Source organism: Maricaulis sp. B-26 (assembly GCF_056857855.1).
In genome coordinates this window covers 126,446-145,512 of sequence record NZ_JBSXNX010000021.1, presented here as the reverse complement: position 1 = coordinate 145,512, position 19,067 = coordinate 126,446, and the positions used below count along the sequence as shown (strand labels likewise).

The window sequence follows — 19,067 nt, the reverse complement described above, 5'->3', positions numbered from 1 at the left end:
GATAGGCGGGGGACAGGAGACAGTACGCGTGGAAGAGTTCAAGGCCCTGCTGGCCGCACCGGGCATGGAGACGGCGCTGCGCATCGCGCCGGTCGTCGCCGGCGCGATCTGGCTGTTCATCACGGTTTCGCTGTGGCGGGGCGGTTTCACCGATCTCGTGGAGAAGATCACCCGCCCGCGCTGGGCCGGCCGCGAGCGCGCCCGCGCCCTGGCCATGCTGCCCGTCCGCGCCGTCCTGCTCATGCTTGTCGCTGGCCTCGGCACGCTGATGACCATGCTCGGCCTGATGTTCAACGTCGCCGTGATCCTGAATGTGGTGGAGCTGATCCGCAGCGCGTGAGGCGTGGGCGGCCGTTGCACCGCCCCGCCCGATACGGGCGAACCTCGTCATTGATGTCTTGCCAGCCAGCCCGCCTCAGGGGTTTTCCGCGGTCAAGGGTGACAACCGCGCAGCGGCGGCTTCGCCGCCCTTGACCGCGGAAAACCCCTGAGGCCCCGTCTCGGCATGACAATCAAGGGATAATAGGGGCTCTGTTTTGAGCCCCCTCTCCCTAGAACCCGCCGCGCGTATGCGCCACGCCGCCATCGACGATGAGCGTGGAGCCGACGACGTAATCGCCGGCCCGCGAGGCCAGGAAGATCGCGGCGCCGGCCATGTCTTCCGGCGAGCCGATGCGGCCGGACGGGATGCCCGGGGCGATCGCGTCGGCATGGTCGCGGGCGACCTTGTTCATCTTCGAGGCGAAGGCGCCCGGCGCGATGGCCGAGACGACGATATTCTCCTTCGCCAGCTCGACCCCCATGCGCCTGGTCAGATGGATCAGCCCGGACTTGGAGGCGGCGTAGGAATAGGTCTCCATCATGTTCACCGAGAGCCCGTCGATGGAGGCGATATTGATGATCTTGGCCGGCTGCTCCGCGCTGGCGCCCTTTTTCAGCGCGCCGTGCAGCGCCTGGGCCAGGAAGAAGGGGGATTTCACGTTGAGATCCATCACCTTGTCCCAGCCGCTCTCCGGGAATTCGTCGAAGGGCGCGCCCCAGGCGGCGCCGGCATTATTGACGAGAATGTCGAGCCGCTCTTCCTTTTCGAGGAATTTCTCGGCCAGCCGCTTCGCCCCGTCCGCGCCGGACACGTCCTCCGGCAGGGCGATACAGGTGCCGAATTCCGACAGGCGCTCGGCGGTCTCGAAACAGTCCTGCGCCTTGCGCGAGGAGATGTAGACCTTCGCCCCGGCCTTCAGATACCCCTCCGCAATCATCTCCCCGATTCCGCGCGACCCGCCGGTGATGAGAGCAATACGGCCTTCAAGCGAAAACAGATTATCGAGCATGGCGTGACCTTCCGTGCGTGTTCTTGTGTTGAAAGCAGGATTAGCGGGGTGCGGGAGCCGTGTCGAGGGGGCGGTATGGGAATGCGATCAGTCTTGAACATCGCTTGGTGCACGTTAGCCTTGGCGCGTCGAACGGGGGAAATCGTGTCCGAAGATCGCAAGCTTCCGCGCCCGCTACGCTTGGCGCTCATGCTCTCGCTTGTCCTGCTTTCGGGATTGGCCGCCGCGTTGTCCATGCCAGGCCCGGCGCGGGAGGCGATCGCTATCCCGGCCGAGTCCATCTGGCTAATCCAATGGTTTCTCGGCTTCCAGATCGTCGCGATCCTCACAGGGTGGGCCGTCAATCACCGTGCGCGGAGGGCGAACGGTCTTACGCTTGTCAGACGACTGCTCGTGTTCGTCGTGCGCCTGCTTGCGACGCTTCTGCTTTACGGCACCGCGATCCTCGATCTGTTTCTCGCAGGCAATCTTATCTTCGACTGGAGCCCGGATCGTGCCTGGCTGCTCGGCCTTCTCATCCCGGCAGCCAGCAGTTTCTGGCTCTGGCTCCACGTCAATTCAGCCCACGCCGAGCAACCAGACAACGATACGCCCGCCCCTGCGGAGGCGTTACCTCAAGGCGCGCCGGAGACACCGGGACGAATTCTCAGAGGGTCGGGCCTGGAAATAGCCCTCTCCATGATCTGGATTGCCATCTTGCTGACGGGTTTTCTCGCGGGCTCGATTGCCTTTGCGCTTCTGCGGCGCGTGCTCTTCGAGGATGCGGTTTTCACAACCGGCGTATTGCCTGCCATGACGCGGACCGCTGCCTGGGTGGAAGCACTTATTCCGATTGCAGTCGCACCGATCGTCATCGGCCTCGTCTTTGGCGTTATCGCCATCGGCCGGGCCCTCGTACTGAAAACCCAGACGTGTGATCCCGAGCGCTATAATCGCCCCCTGACGGACGCTGACTACGCTTTTCTGGACGGTGCCACCGAAGCGCTTTCCCAATACTCGGAATCTCAAAAATATCCGTGGATCTGGTACCTGTCGCCCTTCGTATTAAGCCTCGGCGGCATCGCGGTCGGTATCGCAATCTGTTTCGCAGCCGCATACGGCCTTATGAATGGACTGCATGCGCTCGTGGTTCCTGTCGATGCCACCGAAGACCTCTTGCTGCCGCTCAGTAGTTTCGGCGTTGGGATGCTCGTCGCGATTTTCTCCGGCATTGTGCTTTGCTGGCCGCTAACGCAATTGCTCCCCGGGCTACATGCCCGCTTCGCAGAGCATCTCTATCTGCGTCATGGCTGGAATACGATGAATTCACGAGGACGGAACGAGGCCGATTTCCGTGTAGAGCTGGAACGCGATCTGCGCCTCGACCGCCTCTCGACCAATAAGCCGTTTGATCCGGCGAGCTACATCCTGTTTGCCTTTCGCCGCCTATCGAAAGCCAGTCGCACCAGCGGCGGCATCGCGCTGGCAGTCTGCCTGTCTTTTGCGACCCTGGATGGGCTCGCCTATCAGGCCTTCACCGAAGAGCGCGCCTATCAGTCCGGCTATTTCTCGCTCGCTCGCAACGCCTATCGCTATGAAGACGCGGTTCGCATCGAGACCAGTTGTTACATGGGCCGGTCGGATGGCGAGCCGGTGCTTGTTACCCGGTATCAGCTGGTCATGCCGGATGATGTCCAATTGAATTTGGGCGACCTGCTGACGCCGGACGGACTGGCTGACCTTGAAGCGGTGGACCGCAAGGCAGCCTCCGGTGGAGCTGAGAGGACTGATGGTCCACGCCGCGGTGCTGGTCAGGCGGGACGTCCGCCGCGGGACCCGGAATGCCTGTCGGCTCTTGAGCGCAGCTTCGGGGAGGAGACCGAAAGGGTCAGGCAGCTGCTAGGGGTCTGATCCCCCACCCCAAACATTACAAGCATTTCACTTCCCCCGCTCCCGCCCTACGTTGCAGTTTGCCACGCAACTGACAGCACAAGCGGGAGATATTGATGCGACGCATGTTTGCGGCGGCCCTTGTGGCCGCCATGTCCTGGACCGGCCTGGGGGCCGCGCAGGTCCCGGACGTCGAGATTCCCTATGAACGCTTCGAGCTCGACAACGGGCTGACCGTCGTCGTGCACGAGGACCGCAAGGCGCCGATCGTGGCGGTGAGCATCTGGTACGGCGTCGGCTCGGCCGACGAGCCGGAGGGCCGCACGGGCTTCGCCCACCTGTTCGAACACCTGATGTTCAACGGGTCGGAGAATTATAACGACGACTATTTCGGGCCCTTCGAGCAGGTCGGCGCGACCGGCATGAACGGCACGACCTGGTTCGATCGCACGAACTATTTCCAGACCGTGCCGACGCCGGCGCTGGACATGGCGCTGTGGATGGAATCCGACCGCATGACCCACCTGCTGGGCGCGGTCGACCAGGAGCGCCTCGACGAGCAGCGCGGCGTGGTCCAGAACGAGAAGCGCCAGGGCGACAACCAGCCCTACGGCATGGTGAACTATTCCCAGCTGCGCGCCCTCTTCCCGGAAGGCCACCCCTACGCCCACTCCACGATCGGCTCGATGGAAGACCTGAGCGCCGCCTCGCTGGAGGACGTGCAGGACTGGTTCCGCCAGTATTACGGCGCCTCGAACGCGGTGCTGGTCCTGGCCGGCGACATCAATGCCGAGGAGGCCCGTCCGCTGGTCGAGCGCTATTTCGGCGACGCCCCGGTGGGCCCGCCGCTCAACCGCATCAATTCCTGGGTGCCCGAGCGCCGCTACGACACGTCGGAAGTGCTCTATGACGACGTGCCCCAGTCGCGCATCTACCGCACCTGGGTCGTGCCGGGCCGCACCACGGAAGAGCGTGCCCAGCTCGAACTCTTCGCCACCGTGCTCGGCGGCGGACGCACCTCGCGCCTCTATCGCGACTTCGTCTTCGACCGCCAGGTCGCGACCAGCGCCCGCGCCTATGTGCAGGAGCACCAGCTGGCCAGCATGTTCGAGATCCAGGTCACGCTGAACCCGGGCGAGGACATCGCAGCCGCCTCGGCCCGCATCGACGAGATCGTCGAGGAACTGCTCGAGGAAGGCCCGACCGAGGAAGAACTCGAAGCCGCCGTCACGCGGATCAATGCGTCCGTGGTCCGCGGTCTCGAGCAGATCGGCGGCTTCGGCGGCAAGGCCGTCACGCTGGCCCAGGGCGAGCTCTATGCCGGCGATCCGGGCTTCTGGCGCACCTATCTGGAGCGTCTCAACACGGCCGAGGCCGACGCCATCACCGAAACGGCGCGCGAATGGCTGAACACGGGCTCGCACGAGATCCACGTCCTTCCCTTCGGCGATTACGAGAGCGTCGAGACCGATGCCGACCGCTCGGCCCTGCCGGTCGTGGCGAACACGCCGGAACTGGTCTGGCCGGCCGTCGAGACGGGCGAGCTGTCCAATGGCGTCGATCTCGTCTTCGTGCGCCGCGATGCGGTGCCGGTCGTCGAGATGCGCATGGTGTTCGATGCGGGTTATGCCGCTGACAGCGCCGCGGGCGGACAGCTCGGCCTGGCCGACTTCACCATGAACATGCTCGACGAAGGGGCGGGCGGCATGGACGCGCTCGAGATCGCCGCGGAAGCGGAGAGCCTCGGGGCGAACCTGTCCACCGGCGCCGACCTCGACATGTCCACCGTCTCGCTCTCGGCCCTGCGCTCCAATCTGCGCGACTCCGTCGAGCTGATGGCCACGGTGATCACCGATCCGGACTTCCGCGACGAGGACATCGAGCGCGTCCGCTCGATGACGCTGAACGGCATCCAGCAGGAAATGGCCAATCCGATCGCCATCGCCCTGCGCATGCTGCCGCCGGAAATGTATGGCGAGGGTCATGCCTATTCCGTGCCCTTCACGGGTTCGGGCACGCCGGAAAGCGTGACGGGCTTCACCCGCGACGACCTGCTGGCCCACCAGGCGGCCTGGCTGCGTCCGGACAATGCCACGCTCTTCATCGTCGGCGACACCTCCCTTGAGGAGATCACGCCGATCCTCGAGCGGGCCTTCCGCGGCTGGCGTGCGCCGTCGGCGCCGCTGCCGCAGAAGAATCTCGCCGAGGCGGAGAATGCAGGCGAGCCGCGCGTCATCATCGTGGACCGTCCCAACTCGCCGCAATCGCTCATCCTGGCCGGCCTGATCGGTCCGGAGGGCAATGTGGAGAACCCGGAAGTGTACGCGGCCATGAACGACGCCATCGGCGGTTCCTTCACGGCCCGGGTCAACATGAATCTGCGTGAAGACAAGGGCTGGTCCTACGGGGCGCAGACCCTGCTCTGGGGTGCCCGCGGACAGCGGCCCTGGATCGTCTATGCGCCGGTCCAGACCGACCGCACGGCGGACAGCCTCTCCGAGCTGCTGCGCGAGTTCAACGAGTTCACCTCCACCAATCCGGCCACGCCGGAAGAGCTGGAGCGCTCGATCAACAACTCGACCCGCTCCCTGCCAGGCCAGTTCGAGACCGCTGCCGCGGTCCGCAACTCCCTGGTGACGAGCCATAATCTCGGCCGCGACTGGAACTATCCGGCGACCCTGACCGAGCGCTACAACGCGCTCGAACTGGACGCCATCCACGCCGCCGCCGAAGAGGTCGTCGACCCCGACAACCTCGTCTGGCTCATCGTCGGCGACGCCGCCGTCATCGCGGACTCGATCCGCGAACTCGACATGGGCGAAGTCGAGATCCGCCGCCTGGGCGAGTAAGCCCGGCGCGCGCGATCAGCGCTGACATGGAACGGGCGCCGGTGGGAACCGGCGCCCGTTTTTTTGTTGGGGGTGGTGAAATTGCATCCATGTCTAGGATCAAAGGGTTGGCTTCTCTGAACATCAACACCACTGAAAACTCGACCTAAGCAGGCTTTCGTGGCAAATACGCCCTTTAAGCTGTAAAATTAGGTTATCGGCAAGAAATGAGCAAAGAACTCAATTTTCAGCGGTTCTGTCTGTACACCCTAGGAACCCGTCAACCAGAATTAGCGTTGATTTCTCGGGAACTATCCCATTGGTCGAACTTAGACGAAACTGTCATCGGAACCGTCTTTGTCGATCTCATAGACAATGATTTTGGATATGCGGTGCTCGCTCGAGACACTGCCGGGCGCTTCCGATGGGTCGAAGGAGACAGCAACATTGCTTCCCAGCGCCAAGCGGAAGCGCGACTCCGCACCTTGCTCGGAACAATCACTCCTGATGCACAGCAGGGCGATGAACCAGCTCAACCATTAGACTTACTTACCCCGAAAACTGTCGAAGAAGGCAGTGAACTCCACCCCTTTTTTAATCTGCTTATATCCAACCCATGTAAAGCGCCAGCCCGGCGCGTTTTAAGTGAAATAGGGCCATGGCTATTACCGGCGGACAATCACCTGATTGGAGAGTTTCAACGACATCAATTTGACCAACGGCTCTGGGAGTTCTTTCTTTGGGCAGCACTTAGAGAAATGAATTTCATTGTAGAACAACTAGAAGCGCCAGATTTTCTATGCTCCGCCCCTTGGGAGGGCATTAGTTTTTCTGTCGAAGCGACGACCGCGGCACCATCGACCGAAGGCCCGTTAGCAGCGAGGGTCGATACAAATACCGCGGAAGAAATTATTGATTTCAACCGTGGCTATATGGCCATCAAATATGGCTCCGCTCTGTTCGCAAAGTTGATGAAAAGGAATGCTCAAGGTGAGCACTATTGGGAGCGTGAGCGAGTACGCGACATCCCATTCACACTCGCCATAGCTGATTTTCATATGCCTGGAGCGATAGCCGAAGATGACTGCGCTCCTCCCGAAATCGGTTCAATGGTTTACAGTCAAACAGCGCTACATGAGTACCTATATGGCGTACGTTCAATGCACGAGCATGTGGATGGCCAGCTACGCGTTTGGACCGAAGAGATTGAAGGTCACACGTTCGGATCTAAACGCATCCCCTCCGGTTTTTTTAATCTGCCGAACGCTGAGCATGTTGCTGCAGTAATATTTTCCAACGCCGGAACTATTGCCAAGTTCGACCGAATGGGTGTGGGGGCTGGCTTCAAGCCCGCGGATTGCAGATATTTTCGTCAAGGACTGCGTTACGATCCCGACCCCAATGCTGCGAGCGGCCGAGCTTTTATGGAAGAAATTGAAATCGGCCATGACGAACGGTGGGCTGATGAAATTCAAATCTTTCACAACCCGAGGGCAATACGGCCACTGCCCGAAGAATGGTTTCCATCCGCACAACACCACCGCTTCGATGGAGACAATATCGTAAGCATTGTGCCCGGCACTCCAGTCCTGGCGTCTTCAACGCTGTGCCTACACAGCAGGGCGCCTAGACCACACGATGAGTAGTTGACTCGCCACCACGGGGCAAACGGAATAAAATGAGAACAAAGCACCGATTCGGCGAGAGGCATTTGTTATCTAGGAGAGTCCAAAAAGCTCTTTCATATCCCAAATAGCGTCCTCGGATATCGCGTGCGCGAGCAATCTGATCGACTGACTATCGCGGGCTCGTTCGAATAGGAAATAGCCGCGGATATCAGCAGGGATTTCTTCGGAGAGACCAATTAAGCGCTCTGACAATGGCGCAAGGCATAGATCACGACCATCGTCCAAGGACCTACTGAAGTAAAATTCGCTCATGTCGTCGGAGCCTAAAATGAAAGAGAAGCGCACTCACCGCCTCGTTAAAACACCAAAAATCGCTGGGCGATTTCTTGCCGAGTATATGAACGCCTCCGAACAACGACGGCGCTCAATCGTGCGCTCATGCAAATACCGAGCCATTGCGCGAGTGATTCAACATGACCATGCACGCTCAGCTATCGGCCGTTTCTGTCATGACCCACTCTTTGACGTGAACGACCTTAAAGACCGTGAGGAACAACTCCGAACAGCACTTGCTAGCGATCCATTTGAGAGGGATTTGCTCGATCACAACGCCGACTACATCGCCAAATTCAGCAAAAATTTCAGCAAAATAAGCGCTCCATACGGAGGCTCCATTTCTCCGCCTGGAGAATGCCCCTCGATCATGCTGGAAGGGGTAAAGGTCACACCAGAGATTGCGTTCCGCGTGAGCCGCGTCACGAAGACCAACAAATTTCGCATTGGTGCTGGCACTCTACGCTACTCAAAGGGCAAAGCGCTCAAAGAAGACGAAGCCATATGGCAGGCAGCATTTCTTCATGGGTACCTCGCACGCGGCAACATGGAGGAAAGTGCCGAGGCTGAGGGCAAACTTTGCCTCGTTGTCGATGCCTTCTCTGGTAAAATTCACTCCGCTCCGAGCGACGCAGTTTCGCGTTTCAACAACATGGAAGCGGCCTGTGCCTCTATCGCGGAACGGTGGGACAATATTCCGCCGCCGAACGGCGCGTCCATTTAGCGGCGCTTTGTCTCAAAAAGTTCCTGTTTCCCTGCTGTGGCATCGCTGCCCGCCCGCTCGGAAAACATGGCCATGGCGATAACTTATCCCCACCTTCGCCCCCTCCCGCATAATCCCCAGCGGTTTCCGGGACGGGAGGCGCAGGCCACGTTCACTTGTGCCCGGTTACGAGCGGAGCCTGTCCGGGCGGCACTACACGACCGACGGCCTGTACCGGCTGGATTGGACACGGGGGCGAGAGCGTCCGGGAAAACGCCGCGTGCGGGATGTCGTCGATGTCACGCTTATTCAGAGTAACCGGTAGTCACAAACCGGTAGTCCGGCCTCGGTCGGCATCCCGCACTTCTCCCATACCGCCAGGCGGAAGCGCCGTGGCGCCAAAGCTGCTTCGTCCTCCCCTTCGGGGGGAGGTGCCGGCGCAGCCGGCGGAGGGGGGATGGTGCAGGATGAAACGCCGAACGCCCCCCTTCGACCGCTTCGCGGCCACTTCCCCCAAGTGGGAAGACGAAGCGCAGAACCTTTCCTCCCCCGCCGGGGGAGGTGCCTCGCAGGGGCCAAACCGCCTGCGGCCATATCGCCCCTCGGTTTTTTTGCGTTATGCGCTAAGGTCGTAGACGGAAGGCCTGCAGCTGGAGCTTAAAGTGGCGCTGCGTATTCCGGTTTGGCGATTGATCGCGCTGATCTGCCTGGCTCTAGGTCTGGGCGGGACGGCACTGGGGATGTTCGTCCAGGATCCCGCCGAACCGCCTGTCGCCACCATCCATGTCGCGCCTCTTGTCGGCGTCATCGGCCCTGCCAGTTCCGCCTTCATTACCGACGTGATCGACACGGCGGAGGGCGAAGCCGATATCGTCGTGATCGAGATGGACACGCCGGGCGGGCTGGTCGATGCGATGCGCGAGATCAATCTGGCCATATTGTCGGCGGACGTGCCGGTCATTGTCTATGTCTCGCCGCCGGGCGCGCGGGCGACCAGTGCGGGAGCGTATATCCTCTATGCCAGCCATGTCGCGGCCATGTCGCCCGGAACGACGGTCGGCGCCGCGACGCCGGTCAGTCTCGGGCCGATGCCCTCAACGCCAGCGCCCGGCGAACCGGTCGATGAGGAGGGCGACGAGGCGGACACGGCTCCTTCCGGAGAGGCGGCCGGCAATGAGCAGGCCCTGCGCAACAAGGCGGTGAACGACAGCGTCGCCATGATCCGCAGCCTGGCAGAGCTACGCGGGCGCAATGCGGACTGGGCGGAAACGGCCGTGCGCGACGGGGTGAGCCTGACCGCGCAGCGGGCACTGGAGGAAAACGTCGTCGACTATCTGGCGGACGATCTCGACTCGCTGCTGGCGCAGATAGACGGGCTCACCGTGACGCTGCAATCGGGCGAAACGGTCACGCTGGAGACCGGCCGGGCGAACCTCGAACGGGTCGAGCCGGGCTTTGCCCTGCAATTCCTGTCCATCATCACCAATCCCAATATCGCCTTCCTGCTGATCAATCTGGGATTTATCGGCCTGCTCGCCTCCTTCTACAACGGGCTGGAACCGGTCACGCTGATCGCCGGTCTGGTGTGCCTCATTCTGGGTTTGTACGGCCTCAACACGCTGCCGGTGAATTATGCCGGCGCGGCGCTGATCGCGATCGGACTGGGCATGCTGGTCGCGGAGGTTTTCGTGACCTCCTACGGATTTCTGGCCATTGCCGGCCTGATCGTCTTCTCGATCGGCGCGCTCATGCTGGTCGACAGCGATATCGATGCGCTGCGGATCGACTGGCGGCTGATCGCCGTCGTCGCGGTCGGGCTGGGCGGATCGGTCCTCGCCGTGCTGAGTTACGGGCTGGCTGCGCAGACCCGGCGCGTGGTGACCGGGCGGGAAAGCCTGATCGGCATGACCGGCGACGTGCTGGAATGGGACGACACTGCCGGTTTCGTCCATGTCGACGGCGAACGCTGGGCGGCACGGTCGGCGGACACGCTCGTGCCCGGCGATGTCGTCCGGGTGACGGACGTGAAGGGGCTCGAGCTCGCCGTCACCAGAGCCGGAGGAGCCTAGCCTCATGCAAACCGGCACGCCTCCCAAATTCGAATCCCGACCGGACACACAAGGAGTTGAGACAATGCTTGCGGAAATCGGCGTCAATTTCGGCCTTATCGCCGCCCTCTTCATCGTGCTGGTCGGCTTCCTGTCGGCCGCGATCAAGATCCTGCGCGAATACCAGCGCGGCGTGGTCTTCACGCTCGGCCGCTACACCGCCACGGTCGGACCGGGCCTGATCATCCTCATTCCCTATATCCAGCAAATGGTTCGGGTGGACATGCGCATTTTCGCGGAGGACGTGCCGAGCCAGGATGTGATCTCCCAGGACAATGTCTCGGTGAAGGTGAATGCGGTGCTGTATTACCGCGTGGTCGAGGCGGACAAGGCGATCAACAAGGTCGCCGACTTCCGCGTGGCGACCAGCCAGCTCGCCCAGACCACGCTGCGCTCCGTGCTGGGCAAACACGATCTCGACGAAATGCTGGCCGAACGCGACCAGCTCAACAGCGACATCCAGCAGATCCTCGACGCCCAGACCGATGCCTGGGGGATCAAGGTGACCAATGTCGAGATCAAGCATGTCGACCTGGACACCACCATGGTCCGCGCCATCGCCCGCCAGGCCGAGGCCGAACGCGAGCGGCGGGCCAAGGTGATCTCCGCCGAAGGCGAATTTCAGGCCTCGCAGAAACTCGCCGATGCCGCCAAGATCCTGGCCACCGAGGAAGGCGCCCTGCAGCTGCGTTATATGAGCACGCTGCAACAGCTCGGCCTGCAGCAGGGCTCGAACACGGTCGTCTTCCCCATGCCGATCGACCTGCTCAACAAGCTGACGGGGAGGAGCGACTAGGTTTTCGCCCTCGGCGGGCGAGGGGGACAGCGCCGAAAACGGCGCTTCAATCCCCCGTTGACCCGGCGCTTTGCGCCGCCCCACTTCCCCCGCGAGCGGGGGAAGACGAAACCGGCAGAGCCCTAGCCCGCCGCCTTCTCGCGGCCGGCCTTCTTGCGCTCGTGTTCCTTCAGGAAGGTCTTGCGGATGCGGATGGACTGGGGGGTCACCTCGACGAGTTCGTCGTCATTGATGAATTCCAGGGCGTATTCCAGGGTCAGCTTGATCGGCGGGGTGAGGACGATGTTCTCGTCCGTGCCCGAGGCGCGCATATTGGTGAGCTTCTTGCCCTTGGTCGGGTTGACGATCATGTCCTCTTCGCGGGCATTCACGCCTATGATCATGCCTTCATAGACGTCCACAGCGTGACCGACGAAGAGCTTGCCGCGCTCCTGCAGGTTGAAGAGGGCGAAGCCCAGCACCTTGCCGTCAATCATGGAGACCATGGCGCCGTTATGGCGCTGGCCGAGCTCGCCGCCGGTCTTCGGGGCGTAGTGATCGAAGGTGTGGAACATCAAGCCGGAGCCCGAGGTCAGGGTGAGAAATTCGGAGCGGAAGCCGATCAGGCCGCGGGTCGGGATGATGTAGTCGATCCGCACCCGGCCATGGCCGTCGGGCACCATGTTCTTCATCTCGGCCTTGCGCTGGCCGAGCTTTTCCATGACGCCGCCCTGGTCCTCTTCCTCGACGTCGACGGTGAGGCTCTCATAGGGCTCGCAGGTCTCGCCGTCGATCTCCTTGAGAACCACGCGCGGACGGCCGACGGCCAGCTCGTAGCCCTCGCGGCGCATGGTCTCGATCAGGATGGAGAGATGAAGTTCGCCGCGTCCGGAGACTGTGAACTTGTCCGGGTCGTCCTGCTGCTCGACCTTGAGCGCCACATTGTGGATCAGCTCGCGCTCGAGGCGTTCCTTGAGATTGCGCGAAGTGACGAACTTGCCCTCGCGGCCGGCGAAGGGGCTGTCATTGACCTGGAAGGTCATGGAGAGCGTCGGCTCGTCGACCGAGAGCAGCGGCAGCGGCTCGACATGCTCGGGATCGCACAGCGTGTCGGAGATTTTCAGCTCGTCGATACCGGTAAAGGTGATGATGTCGCCGGCCTGGGCGCTGTCGCGCTCGACGCGCTCGAGACCGTGGAAGCCGAAGATCTGCTGCACCTTGCCACGCACTTCGCGGCCATCGGCCTTGGCGACGGTGACCGGCTGGTTGCGGGCGACGCGGCCGCGGGCGACCCGGCCGATGCCGATGACGCCGGTGAAGCTGGAATAGTCCAGCGCCGAGACCTGCAGCTGGAGCGGGCCCTCCGGATCGACGTCCGGCTTCGGCGTGTGCGCGGTGATCATCTCGAAGAGCGGCGTCATGTCGGTGCCGGTCTCGCCGGCCTCGTTGGAGGCCCAGCCCTGCAGGGCCGAGGCGTAGACGACCGGGAAGTCGAGCTGTTCCTCATTGGCACCGAGACGGTCGAAGAGGTCGAAAGTCTGGTCGACGACCCAGTCCGGACGGGCGGAGGGACGGTCGGCCTTGTTGACGACCACGATCGGCTTGAGGCCGCGGGCCAGCGCCTTCTTGGTCACGAAGGAGGTCTGCGGCATCGGGCCGTCCACGGCATCGACCAGGAGGAGGACGCCGTCGACCATGGACAGGACGCGCTCCACCTCGCCGCCGAAATCGGCGTGGCCGGGCGTGTCGACGATATTGATGTTCCACTCGCCCCAGGTGACGGCCGTGTTCTTGGCCAGGATGGTGATCCCGCGCTCTTTTTCCAGGTCGTTGGAATCCATCATCCGCTCGGACACATTGGCCCGCTCGCCCAGCGTACCGGACTGCTGGAGAAGCTGGTCGACCAGCGTGGTCTTGCCGTGGTCAACGTGCGCAACGATGGCGATGTTGCGCAGCTTGTCGAGGGACGCGCTCATGGGCTGATTTCCTGTCGTGAAAAGGCGCGCCCTCATACGCTGTGGGGCGCGGCGTGGCCAGTGATTATTCCGTGTCGGGGCTCAGTCGCTGCGTGAAGCTAGTCCGAGACCGGATCATTCGCCGGCAGATTGGGCTGTTGGCGTGCCGCGGCAGCCTTGCGCGACGCCTGGGCCAGACGCCGGGCCCGGAGCAGCCGCCGGGTCGGATAGAGACGCCGCAGAATGCCGCGCAGGGCTGCGAAGAGCAGGGACATTGAGAAGACGAAGGCGAAGAGCAGCTTCGCCCAGTGCGACGCCGTCTCGTAGACCGGGTCGAGCTGGACGACGGAGACGAAATACCAGGCCGGCCCCTGGATGCGGCTGAAGGCGATCAGGCTGCGCCCGTCCGGAGACTGAACGATTCCGCTGGCGCGCGGATCGTCCGCAAGCACGGCAATGGTCGCGGCCGGATCGATACGCGCACCGGCGGCCTCGCCACGGGCGATGACATTACGGTCCCGGTCGAAGACCATGTTCACGCCGCCTGTGGGCGGGGATTCGAGGGCCCGGGCCAGATGGTCCGTCATGTCGACCGAGGTGCCGAAGGCACCGAGCAGGGTCTCACCCTCATGCACCGGCTTGCGGCAGGCCGTCGCCGAGCGTTCGCCGCCATCATTGTAGACGAAGCGCGAAAGCGGGGTGCACTGCATTTCGCCGCGCGGATTGGTCGCCCGGTTGAACAGGCGCGGATCCTCGTCGGCCTCGAGCTGGAAATCGGCCGGCGCGTCGAACCGGTAGAATTCGAGCCGATCCGGCCGCTCGGGCGCGAACATCACCATGCGGCGGTCCGGCGTGAAATAATAGAGGCTCGAAAACGTGCCCAGATAGGCTTCGCCGACCGATCGCACGACATGATAACCGGCGAGATAGCGGCGCTTCTCCTCCAGCGTCATCTCTTCCCCGTCGCCGAGAAAGGCGCCGATGCCGAAAACATGATCCCCATCAGGCGCCGTGGTGCCGTCGAACAGGACCGGCGCGCTGCGGCGTGTCCCGTCTCCCGGCGCGGGGAAGACCGTGTCGAACTCCCGTTCCACCATCTCGTCGCTTATGAGATCGAGCCGGCGCAGAAATGCCGCTTCGGCTGCCGTGATATAATCCTCGGCCTGCTCGAACAGGGTCTGCTCCCGCTCGGCCCGGACCCGGATATAGGACTGGAGCATTTCCGCCCGTGCCGTGGTCAGCGCCGAGCACAGGATAGAGTACCCGACGAACGCCGTCAGGCTCGCCAGGGCAAACGTCACCAGGACGTGCAGCGCCATACAGACAGGGCACGAATGCTCAAACCGGTACCTCCAGCAAGCCTCTATACACGCTCGGCCTGTTTCACCGGGTGATATTTGATGAATGGATCAAATCCGTCCGTCTTCGGGAAATTCGGCGGCCAGGCGCTTTACGAGTTCGCAGAACTCGGCCTGCTGCTCCGGAGAGAGCAGGGCGTCGGCATCGTGCGGCACGGCTTCCACTTCCAGACGCAGCGTCTGGTAGAGGTCCTCGCCCTTCTCGGTCAGGTAGAGATGACTGACGCGGCCGTCCGCCTGCGAGGCCTCGCGGAAGAGAAGTCCGTTCCCGAGCAGGGCCTTCGTGGCCCGGCTGACGATACCCTTGTCCATCGGGGTCATCGCCACCACATCGACAGCTGTCCGGCCCGGCTTTTCGGCCAGGGCGGCAAGGACACGCCATTGCGACAGGTTGAGACCGGCCTTGTCGCGCACGACCGCGGCCGTACGGCGGGCGATCCGGTCCGCCAGGACCATGACCTGGTAGGGCCAGTACTCGTCCAGCTTGAGCGGCGGCATGGCCCGGGCCGGCAGGGATGAGATCGCGTCGGTCATGGCGCGATATTAGTTGCGATCACAACTTGACGCAATAGCAACTACTATGATACCTCCGCGCTCGAATGGGCGAGGAGCCGCCGGGACGCTCCGCAACCCGAAACAATCATCAAACGGACCCGGCCCGTTGCAATCCTGGAGGAGTGGCATGGCTGACCTGTTCGAAAACCCGATGGGCCTTTGTGGCTTTGAATTCGTCGAGTTCACCGCGCCGGAGCGCGGCATTGTCGAGCCCGTTTTCAAGACCATGGGCTTCACCCATATCGCCAATCACCGCTCCAAGGACATCGAGCTCTGGCGCCAGGGCGATATCAATTTCCTGATCAATTACGAGCCGAACACGCCGGCCGCCTTCTTCGCCAGGGAACACGGCCCGTCTGCTTCGGGCATGGGCTTCCGCGTGAAAAATGCCCGGGACGCCTACAAGCTGGCGCTGGAGAAAGGCGCCCAGCCGGTCGAGGTCGAGACGCGCGTCTCCGAACTCCGCCTCCCGGCCATCCGCGGCATCGGCGGCGCGACCGTCTATCTCGTGGACCGGTTCAAGGACGGCGAGTCCATCTACGACATCGACTTCGAATATCTCGACGGCGTCGAGCGTCACCCGGAGGGCTGCGGCTTCAACGTGATCGATCACCTGACGCACAATGTCTACAAGGGCCGCATGGACTACTGGGCCAAGTATTACGAGGACCTCTTCAACTTCCGCGAGATCCGCTATTTCGACATCAAGGGCGAGTATACCGGCCTGCTCTCGCGCGCCATGACCGCCCCGGACGGCCTGATCCGCATCCCGCTCAACGAAGAGAAGTCGGATGCGGTCGGCCAGATCGAGGAGTATCTGCGCGAGTACAAGGGCGAAGGCATCCAGCACATCGCCTTCTCCTGCGACGACCTCATCGCCTGCTGGGACCGCCTGAAGGCCTGCGGCGTGGAATTCATGACGGCGCCGCCGGAGACCTATTACGAGATGCTCGAAGATCGTCTGCCGGGTCACGGCGAGCCGACCGAGGAGTTCAAGAAGCGCGGTATCCTGCTCGACGGCACGACCGAAGGCGGTCAGCCGCGCCTCCTGCTGCAAATCTTCTCGGAAAAGGCGATCGGCCCGATCTTCTTCGAGTTCATCCAGCGCAAGGAAGACGAGGGCTTCGGCGAGGGCAATTTCAAGGCCCTGTTCGAAAGCATCGAGCGCGACCAGATCAAGCGCGGCGTGATCACCGCCAAGCAGACCGAAAACGCGTAACGACCCGACGCAGAAGGGAGGTCAGTCCATGACCGTCAATCTCAAGCGTATCCACCATGTGGCCTATCGCTGCAAGGACGCCAAGGAAACCGTCGACTTCTACAAGCGCGTGATGAACATGGACCTCGTCCTGGCCATCGCCGAGGACGAGGTTCCCTCGACCAAGGAGCCGGACCCGTACATGCACATCTTCCTCGATGCGGGGATGGGCAATGTGCTGGCCTTCTTCGAACTGCCGAACTCGCCGGAGATGGGCCGCGATCCGCAGACCCCGGCCTGGGTCCAGCATATCGCTTTCGAAGTCGAGGACCTGGACGCCCTGAACAAGGCCAAGGACCATATCGAAGGCGAAGGCCTCGAGGTTCTCGGCCCGGTCAATCACGGCATCTTCAAGTCGATCTACTTCTTCGACCCGAACGGTCACCGTCTCGAACTTGCCGCCAATACCGGCACGCCGGAGCAGATGAAACAGCTCAACGAAGTGGCGCCGCTCATGATCGAGGAATGGAGCCAGACCAAGCGCGCGCCCAAGCACGCTGCCTGGCTGCACGAACAGGACTGACCGCTTCGGGCCTGTAGGGTCTCGAACCGGTTCACCGAAGTGAAAGCCCCGGCCGAACTGCCGGGGCTTTTTCATTGGTGGGACGCCGGGCCAGCGGTTCCCCATTCCCTCATTAGGTGTTTTCACAAAACATGCTAATCACCCAAAGTGGGAGACACGGGGGCGCGCATGCTATTGCGCCGTTTCATTCAGCACATGAAAGACCAGAACTGGGTCGCCGTCGGCCTGCGGGTCGCCGTCGGCGAGGAACTCGGCCGCGATGTGGGCGCCGAACCCGACTGCACCGCTGCGGAGGTCGGCGACGAATGATCCTCACCCGCCTCATGAAAGCCGTGCGCGAACAGAACTGGTTCGCCGTCGCGATCGAGTTCGTGATCGTTATCCTCGGTGTCGTAATCGGTTTCCAGGTCACGCAATGGGCCGAGAACCGGGCAGAGGCCGAACGCCGTGCAGTCGCGATCGACCGGCTGCACGACGAAGTCGAGAATGCCGTCGGCATTCTGGCCTGGCTGACCGACATCTACGACACGCAGAACGGGCACCGCACAGAAGCGATCGAACGTCTTATATCGGACGATTTCGACGGCATGCACGAGGCAGAGATGACTCAGGCGGTGGTTTCGCTCGCGCTCCTGCCCGCCTTCTCGCCGCGCCAGGGCGTCTATACCGAAATCGTCAGCTCGGGCATGCTCTCCACGATAGGCGATGAGGCCTTGCGCGACGCGCTGGGGCAATACCAGTCCAGTGTCGTCTTCCTGCAGGGCCAGATCGACTATTTCCGGACCCTGTCGGCCTCGGAGCGGGGTATGGTGAGTTTCGACTTCGTCCGGCTCGAATACGACCCTGGCTCCAGCCGTCAGCGGCGTCACGTCATCGACTGGGAGGCCGCCGCCGCCGATCCCGATTTCCTGCAGCACGTCCTGGGCGGCAATAACCGCATGCGGGCGATCGCCGAGTGGTGGGAGGACACGCTTCGCGATGCCCTTGCCCTCTGCGCGGAAACCGCACGCCTGTCAGGCCGCCCTTGCGAACCGGAGGCCTGGGAGCCGCAATGATCCTCGCCCGCCTCATGAAAGCCGTCCGCGAACAGAACTGGTTCGCCGTCGCGCTCGAATTCGTCATCGTCGTGGCCGGAGTGCTGTTGGCGTTTCAGATAACTGCATGGCGAGAAGCACATGCCGAGAGCGCACGGGCCGCCAACTATACGGAGCGCCTGCTGACCGATCTGCGGGTAGAGCGTGCCATGCTGATGGCACTGGACGAATACTATCGTCAGGTCGAAACCCATGCGGAACGGGCGATCACGGCCATGGAAACCGGCACGGTCGAGGACCCCGACCAGTTTCTCATCGATGCCTATCAGGCAAGCCAGGTCGATTATGGCCGCTCGGCACGGGCCACGATCACAGAAATGGTTTCCAATGGCGGGCTGGGCCTCATCGAGGATGTGACCCTGCGGACCCGCCTCATGGACTATTTCTCCGACGATGGTCTGGACGGTCTGTTGTTCACAGCGCTTCCGGCCTATCGGGCAAGCATCCGCGAAATTATCCCGTTCGGAATCCAGGACCGGATTCGCGACGAATGCGGCGACCGCTATATCTCCGTCGAAGGTATTGCCGTGTTCACGCTGCCCGAGTCCTGTCCGCTCGAATTCGCGGCGGAGCGCGCCGGACCGACAGTCCAGCGCATTCTGGCAGAGACCGATATCCATGCGGACTTGCGGGTCAATCTCGCCGAGATCCACGCAAAACGGCTCGAATTGCAGCAACTCATCCTGGAATCGGAATCGATCGTGCGCTGGATGGAGACTTTCGGCTGAGTCCGGCTGCCCGAAACCGGC

The 19,067-nt window shown here is 62.5% G+C and carries 16 protein-coding genes; 12 read left to right on the top strand and 4 right to left on the bottom strand.

The genetic code is table 11. The features are described from left to right. Positions 1-28: 28 nt before the first annotated feature. The gene (locus AC13HB_RS08455; protein WP_482949310.1) at positions 29-340 is read left to right on the top strand and encodes a hypothetical protein; all 312 of its coding nucleotides are present in this window, start codon (positions 29-31) and stop codon (positions 338-340) included. A 211-nt stretch (positions 341-551) separates the two neighbouring features. On the opposite strand, the gene AC13HB_RS08450 is transcribed toward AC13HB_RS08455, so the two are convergent. Then, positions 552-1,331: an SDR family oxidoreductase gene (locus AC13HB_RS08450; RefSeq protein WP_482949309.1), complete on the bottom strand. Its 780-nt coding sequence runs from the start codon at positions 1,329-1,331 to the stop codon at positions 552-554. A gap of 144 nt (positions 1,332-1,475) precedes the next feature. On the opposite strand from AC13HB_RS08450, the gene AC13HB_RS08445 reads away from it, so the two are divergent. The 6 genes from AC13HB_RS08445 to AC13HB_RS08420 all read left to right on the top strand — a co-directional run bounded on the left by AC13HB_RS08445 (position 1,476) and on the right by AC13HB_RS08420 (position 11,596). After that, on the top strand, positions 1,476-3,221 hold the full coding sequence (locus AC13HB_RS08445; protein WP_482949308.1) for a hypothetical protein: 1,746 nt from the start codon (positions 1,476-1,478) through the stop codon (positions 3,219-3,221). A 95-nt stretch (positions 3,222-3,316) separates the two neighbouring features. Next, positions 3,317-6,049, top strand: coding sequence for a M16 family metallopeptidase (locus AC13HB_RS08440; protein WP_482949307.1), 2,733 nt, complete (start codon positions 3,317-3,319; stop codon positions 6,047-6,049). A gap of 206 nt (positions 6,050-6,255) precedes the next feature. After that, a complete protein-coding gene (locus AC13HB_RS08435; RefSeq protein ID WP_482949306.1) occupies positions 6,256-7,674 on the top strand; it encodes a hypothetical protein in 1,419 nt (472 codons plus the stop codon). 310 nt (positions 7,675-7,984) lie between these two features. Next, positions 7,985-8,713, top strand: a complete 729-nt coding sequence (locus AC13HB_RS08430) for a hypothetical protein (RefSeq protein WP_482949305.1) — start codon at positions 7,985-7,987, stop codon at positions 8,711-8,713. Between the two features lie 641 nt (positions 8,714-9,354). Beyond that, positions 9,355-10,761, top strand: a complete 1,407-nt coding sequence (locus AC13HB_RS08425) for an NfeD family protein (protein WP_482949304.1) — start codon at positions 9,355-9,357, stop codon at positions 10,759-10,761. A gap of 64 nt (positions 10,762-10,825) precedes the next feature. Next, entirely contained in the window at positions 10,826-11,596 is a 771-nt protein-coding gene (locus AC13HB_RS08420) for a slipin family protein (protein WP_482949303.1), read from the top strand. A 122-nt stretch (positions 11,597-11,718) separates the two neighbouring features. On the opposite strand, the gene typA is transcribed toward AC13HB_RS08420, so the two are convergent. From typA to AC13HB_RS08405, 3 genes are all read right to left on the bottom strand, one after another. Continuing rightward, the gene (gene typA / locus AC13HB_RS08415; protein WP_482949302.1) at positions 11,719-13,551 is read right to left on the bottom strand and encodes a translational GTPase TypA; all 1,833 of its coding nucleotides are present in this window, start codon (positions 13,549-13,551) and stop codon (positions 11,719-11,721) included. 98 nt (positions 13,552-13,649) lie between these two features. Beyond that, positions 13,650-14,849, bottom strand: coding sequence for a hypothetical protein (locus tag AC13HB_RS08410; RefSeq protein ID WP_482949301.1), 1,200 nt, complete (start codon positions 14,847-14,849; stop codon positions 13,650-13,652). A gap of 90 nt (positions 14,850-14,939) precedes the next feature. Next, positions 14,940-15,422, bottom strand: coding sequence for a MarR family winged helix-turn-helix transcriptional regulator (locus AC13HB_RS08405; protein ID WP_482949300.1), 483 nt, complete (start codon positions 15,420-15,422; stop codon positions 14,940-14,942). A gap of 148 nt (positions 15,423-15,570) precedes the next feature. Between AC13HB_RS08405 and hppD the strand changes: the two genes are divergently transcribed. From hppD to AC13HB_RS08380, 5 genes are all read left to right on the top strand, one after another. Then, the gene (gene hppD, locus AC13HB_RS08400) at positions 15,571-16,662 is read left to right on the top strand and encodes a 4-hydroxyphenylpyruvate dioxygenase (protein WP_482949299.1); all 1,092 of its coding nucleotides are present in this window, start codon (positions 15,571-15,573) and stop codon (positions 16,660-16,662) included. Between the two features lie 28 nt (positions 16,663-16,690). Further along, positions 16,691-17,224, top strand: coding sequence for a VOC family protein (locus AC13HB_RS08395; RefSeq protein WP_482949298.1), 534 nt, complete (start codon positions 16,691-16,693; stop codon positions 17,222-17,224). 168 nt (positions 17,225-17,392) lie between these two features. Continuing rightward, entirely contained in the window at positions 17,393-17,533 is a 141-nt protein-coding gene (locus tag AC13HB_RS08390) for a hypothetical protein (protein ID WP_482949297.1), read from the top strand. Continuing rightward, positions 17,530-18,279, top strand: a complete 750-nt coding sequence (locus tag AC13HB_RS08385; protein ID WP_482949296.1) for a hypothetical protein — start codon at positions 17,530-17,532, stop codon at positions 18,277-18,279. Before AC13HB_RS08390 ends, AC13HB_RS08385 begins: the two co-directional genes overlap by 4 nt. Next, positions 18,276-19,046: a hypothetical protein gene (locus tag AC13HB_RS08380; RefSeq protein ID WP_482949295.1), complete on the top strand. Its 771-nt coding sequence runs from the start codon at positions 18,276-18,278 to the stop codon at positions 19,044-19,046. The genes AC13HB_RS08385 and AC13HB_RS08380 overlap by 4 nt, the downstream gene beginning before the upstream one ends. Positions 19,047-19,067 lie beyond the last annotated feature (21 nt).

Coding starts and splice junctions, on each gene's coding strand:
- typA (WP_482949302.1), bottom strand. CDS start 13,551: ATGAGCGCGTCCCTCGACAAGCTGCGCAACATCGCCATCGTTGCGCAC.
- AC13HB_RS08420 (WP_482949303.1), top strand. CDS start 10,826: ATGCTTGCGGAAATCGGCGTCAATTTCGGCCTTATCGCCGCCCTCTTC.
- AC13HB_RS08405 (WP_482949300.1), bottom strand. CDS start 15,422: ATGACCGACGCGATCTCATCCCTGCCGGCCCGGGCCATGCCGCCGCTC.
- AC13HB_RS08395 (WP_482949298.1), top strand. CDS start 16,691: ATGACCGTCAATCTCAAGCGTATCCACCATGTGGCCTATCGCTGCAAG.
- AC13HB_RS08430 (WP_482949305.1), top strand. CDS start 7,985: ATGAAAGAGAAGCGCACTCACCGCCTCGTTAAAACACCAAAAATCGCT.
- AC13HB_RS08410 (WP_482949301.1), bottom strand. CDS start 14,849: ATGGCGCTGCACGTCCTGGTGACGTTTGCCCTGGCGAGCCTGACGGCG.
- AC13HB_RS08385 (WP_482949296.1), top strand. CDS start 17,530: ATGATCCTCACCCGCCTCATGAAAGCCGTGCGCGAACAGAACTGGTTC.
- AC13HB_RS08450 (WP_482949309.1), bottom strand. CDS start 1,331: ATGCTCGATAATCTGTTTTCGCTTGAAGGCCGTATTGCTCTCATCACC.
- AC13HB_RS08435 (WP_482949306.1), top strand. CDS start 6,256: ATGAGCAAAGAACTCAATTTTCAGCGGTTCTGTCTGTACACCCTAGGA.
- hppD (WP_482949299.1), top strand. CDS start 15,571: ATGGCTGACCTGTTCGAAAACCCGATGGGCCTTTGTGGCTTTGAATTC.
- AC13HB_RS08390 (WP_482949297.1), top strand. CDS start 17,393: ATGCTATTGCGCCGTTTCATTCAGCACATGAAAGACCAGAACTGGGTC.
- AC13HB_RS08380 (WP_482949295.1), top strand. CDS start 18,276: ATGATCCTCGCCCGCCTCATGAAAGCCGTCCGCGAACAGAACTGGTTC.
- AC13HB_RS08440 (WP_482949307.1), top strand. CDS start 3,317: ATGCGACGCATGTTTGCGGCGGCCCTTGTGGCCGCCATGTCCTGGACC.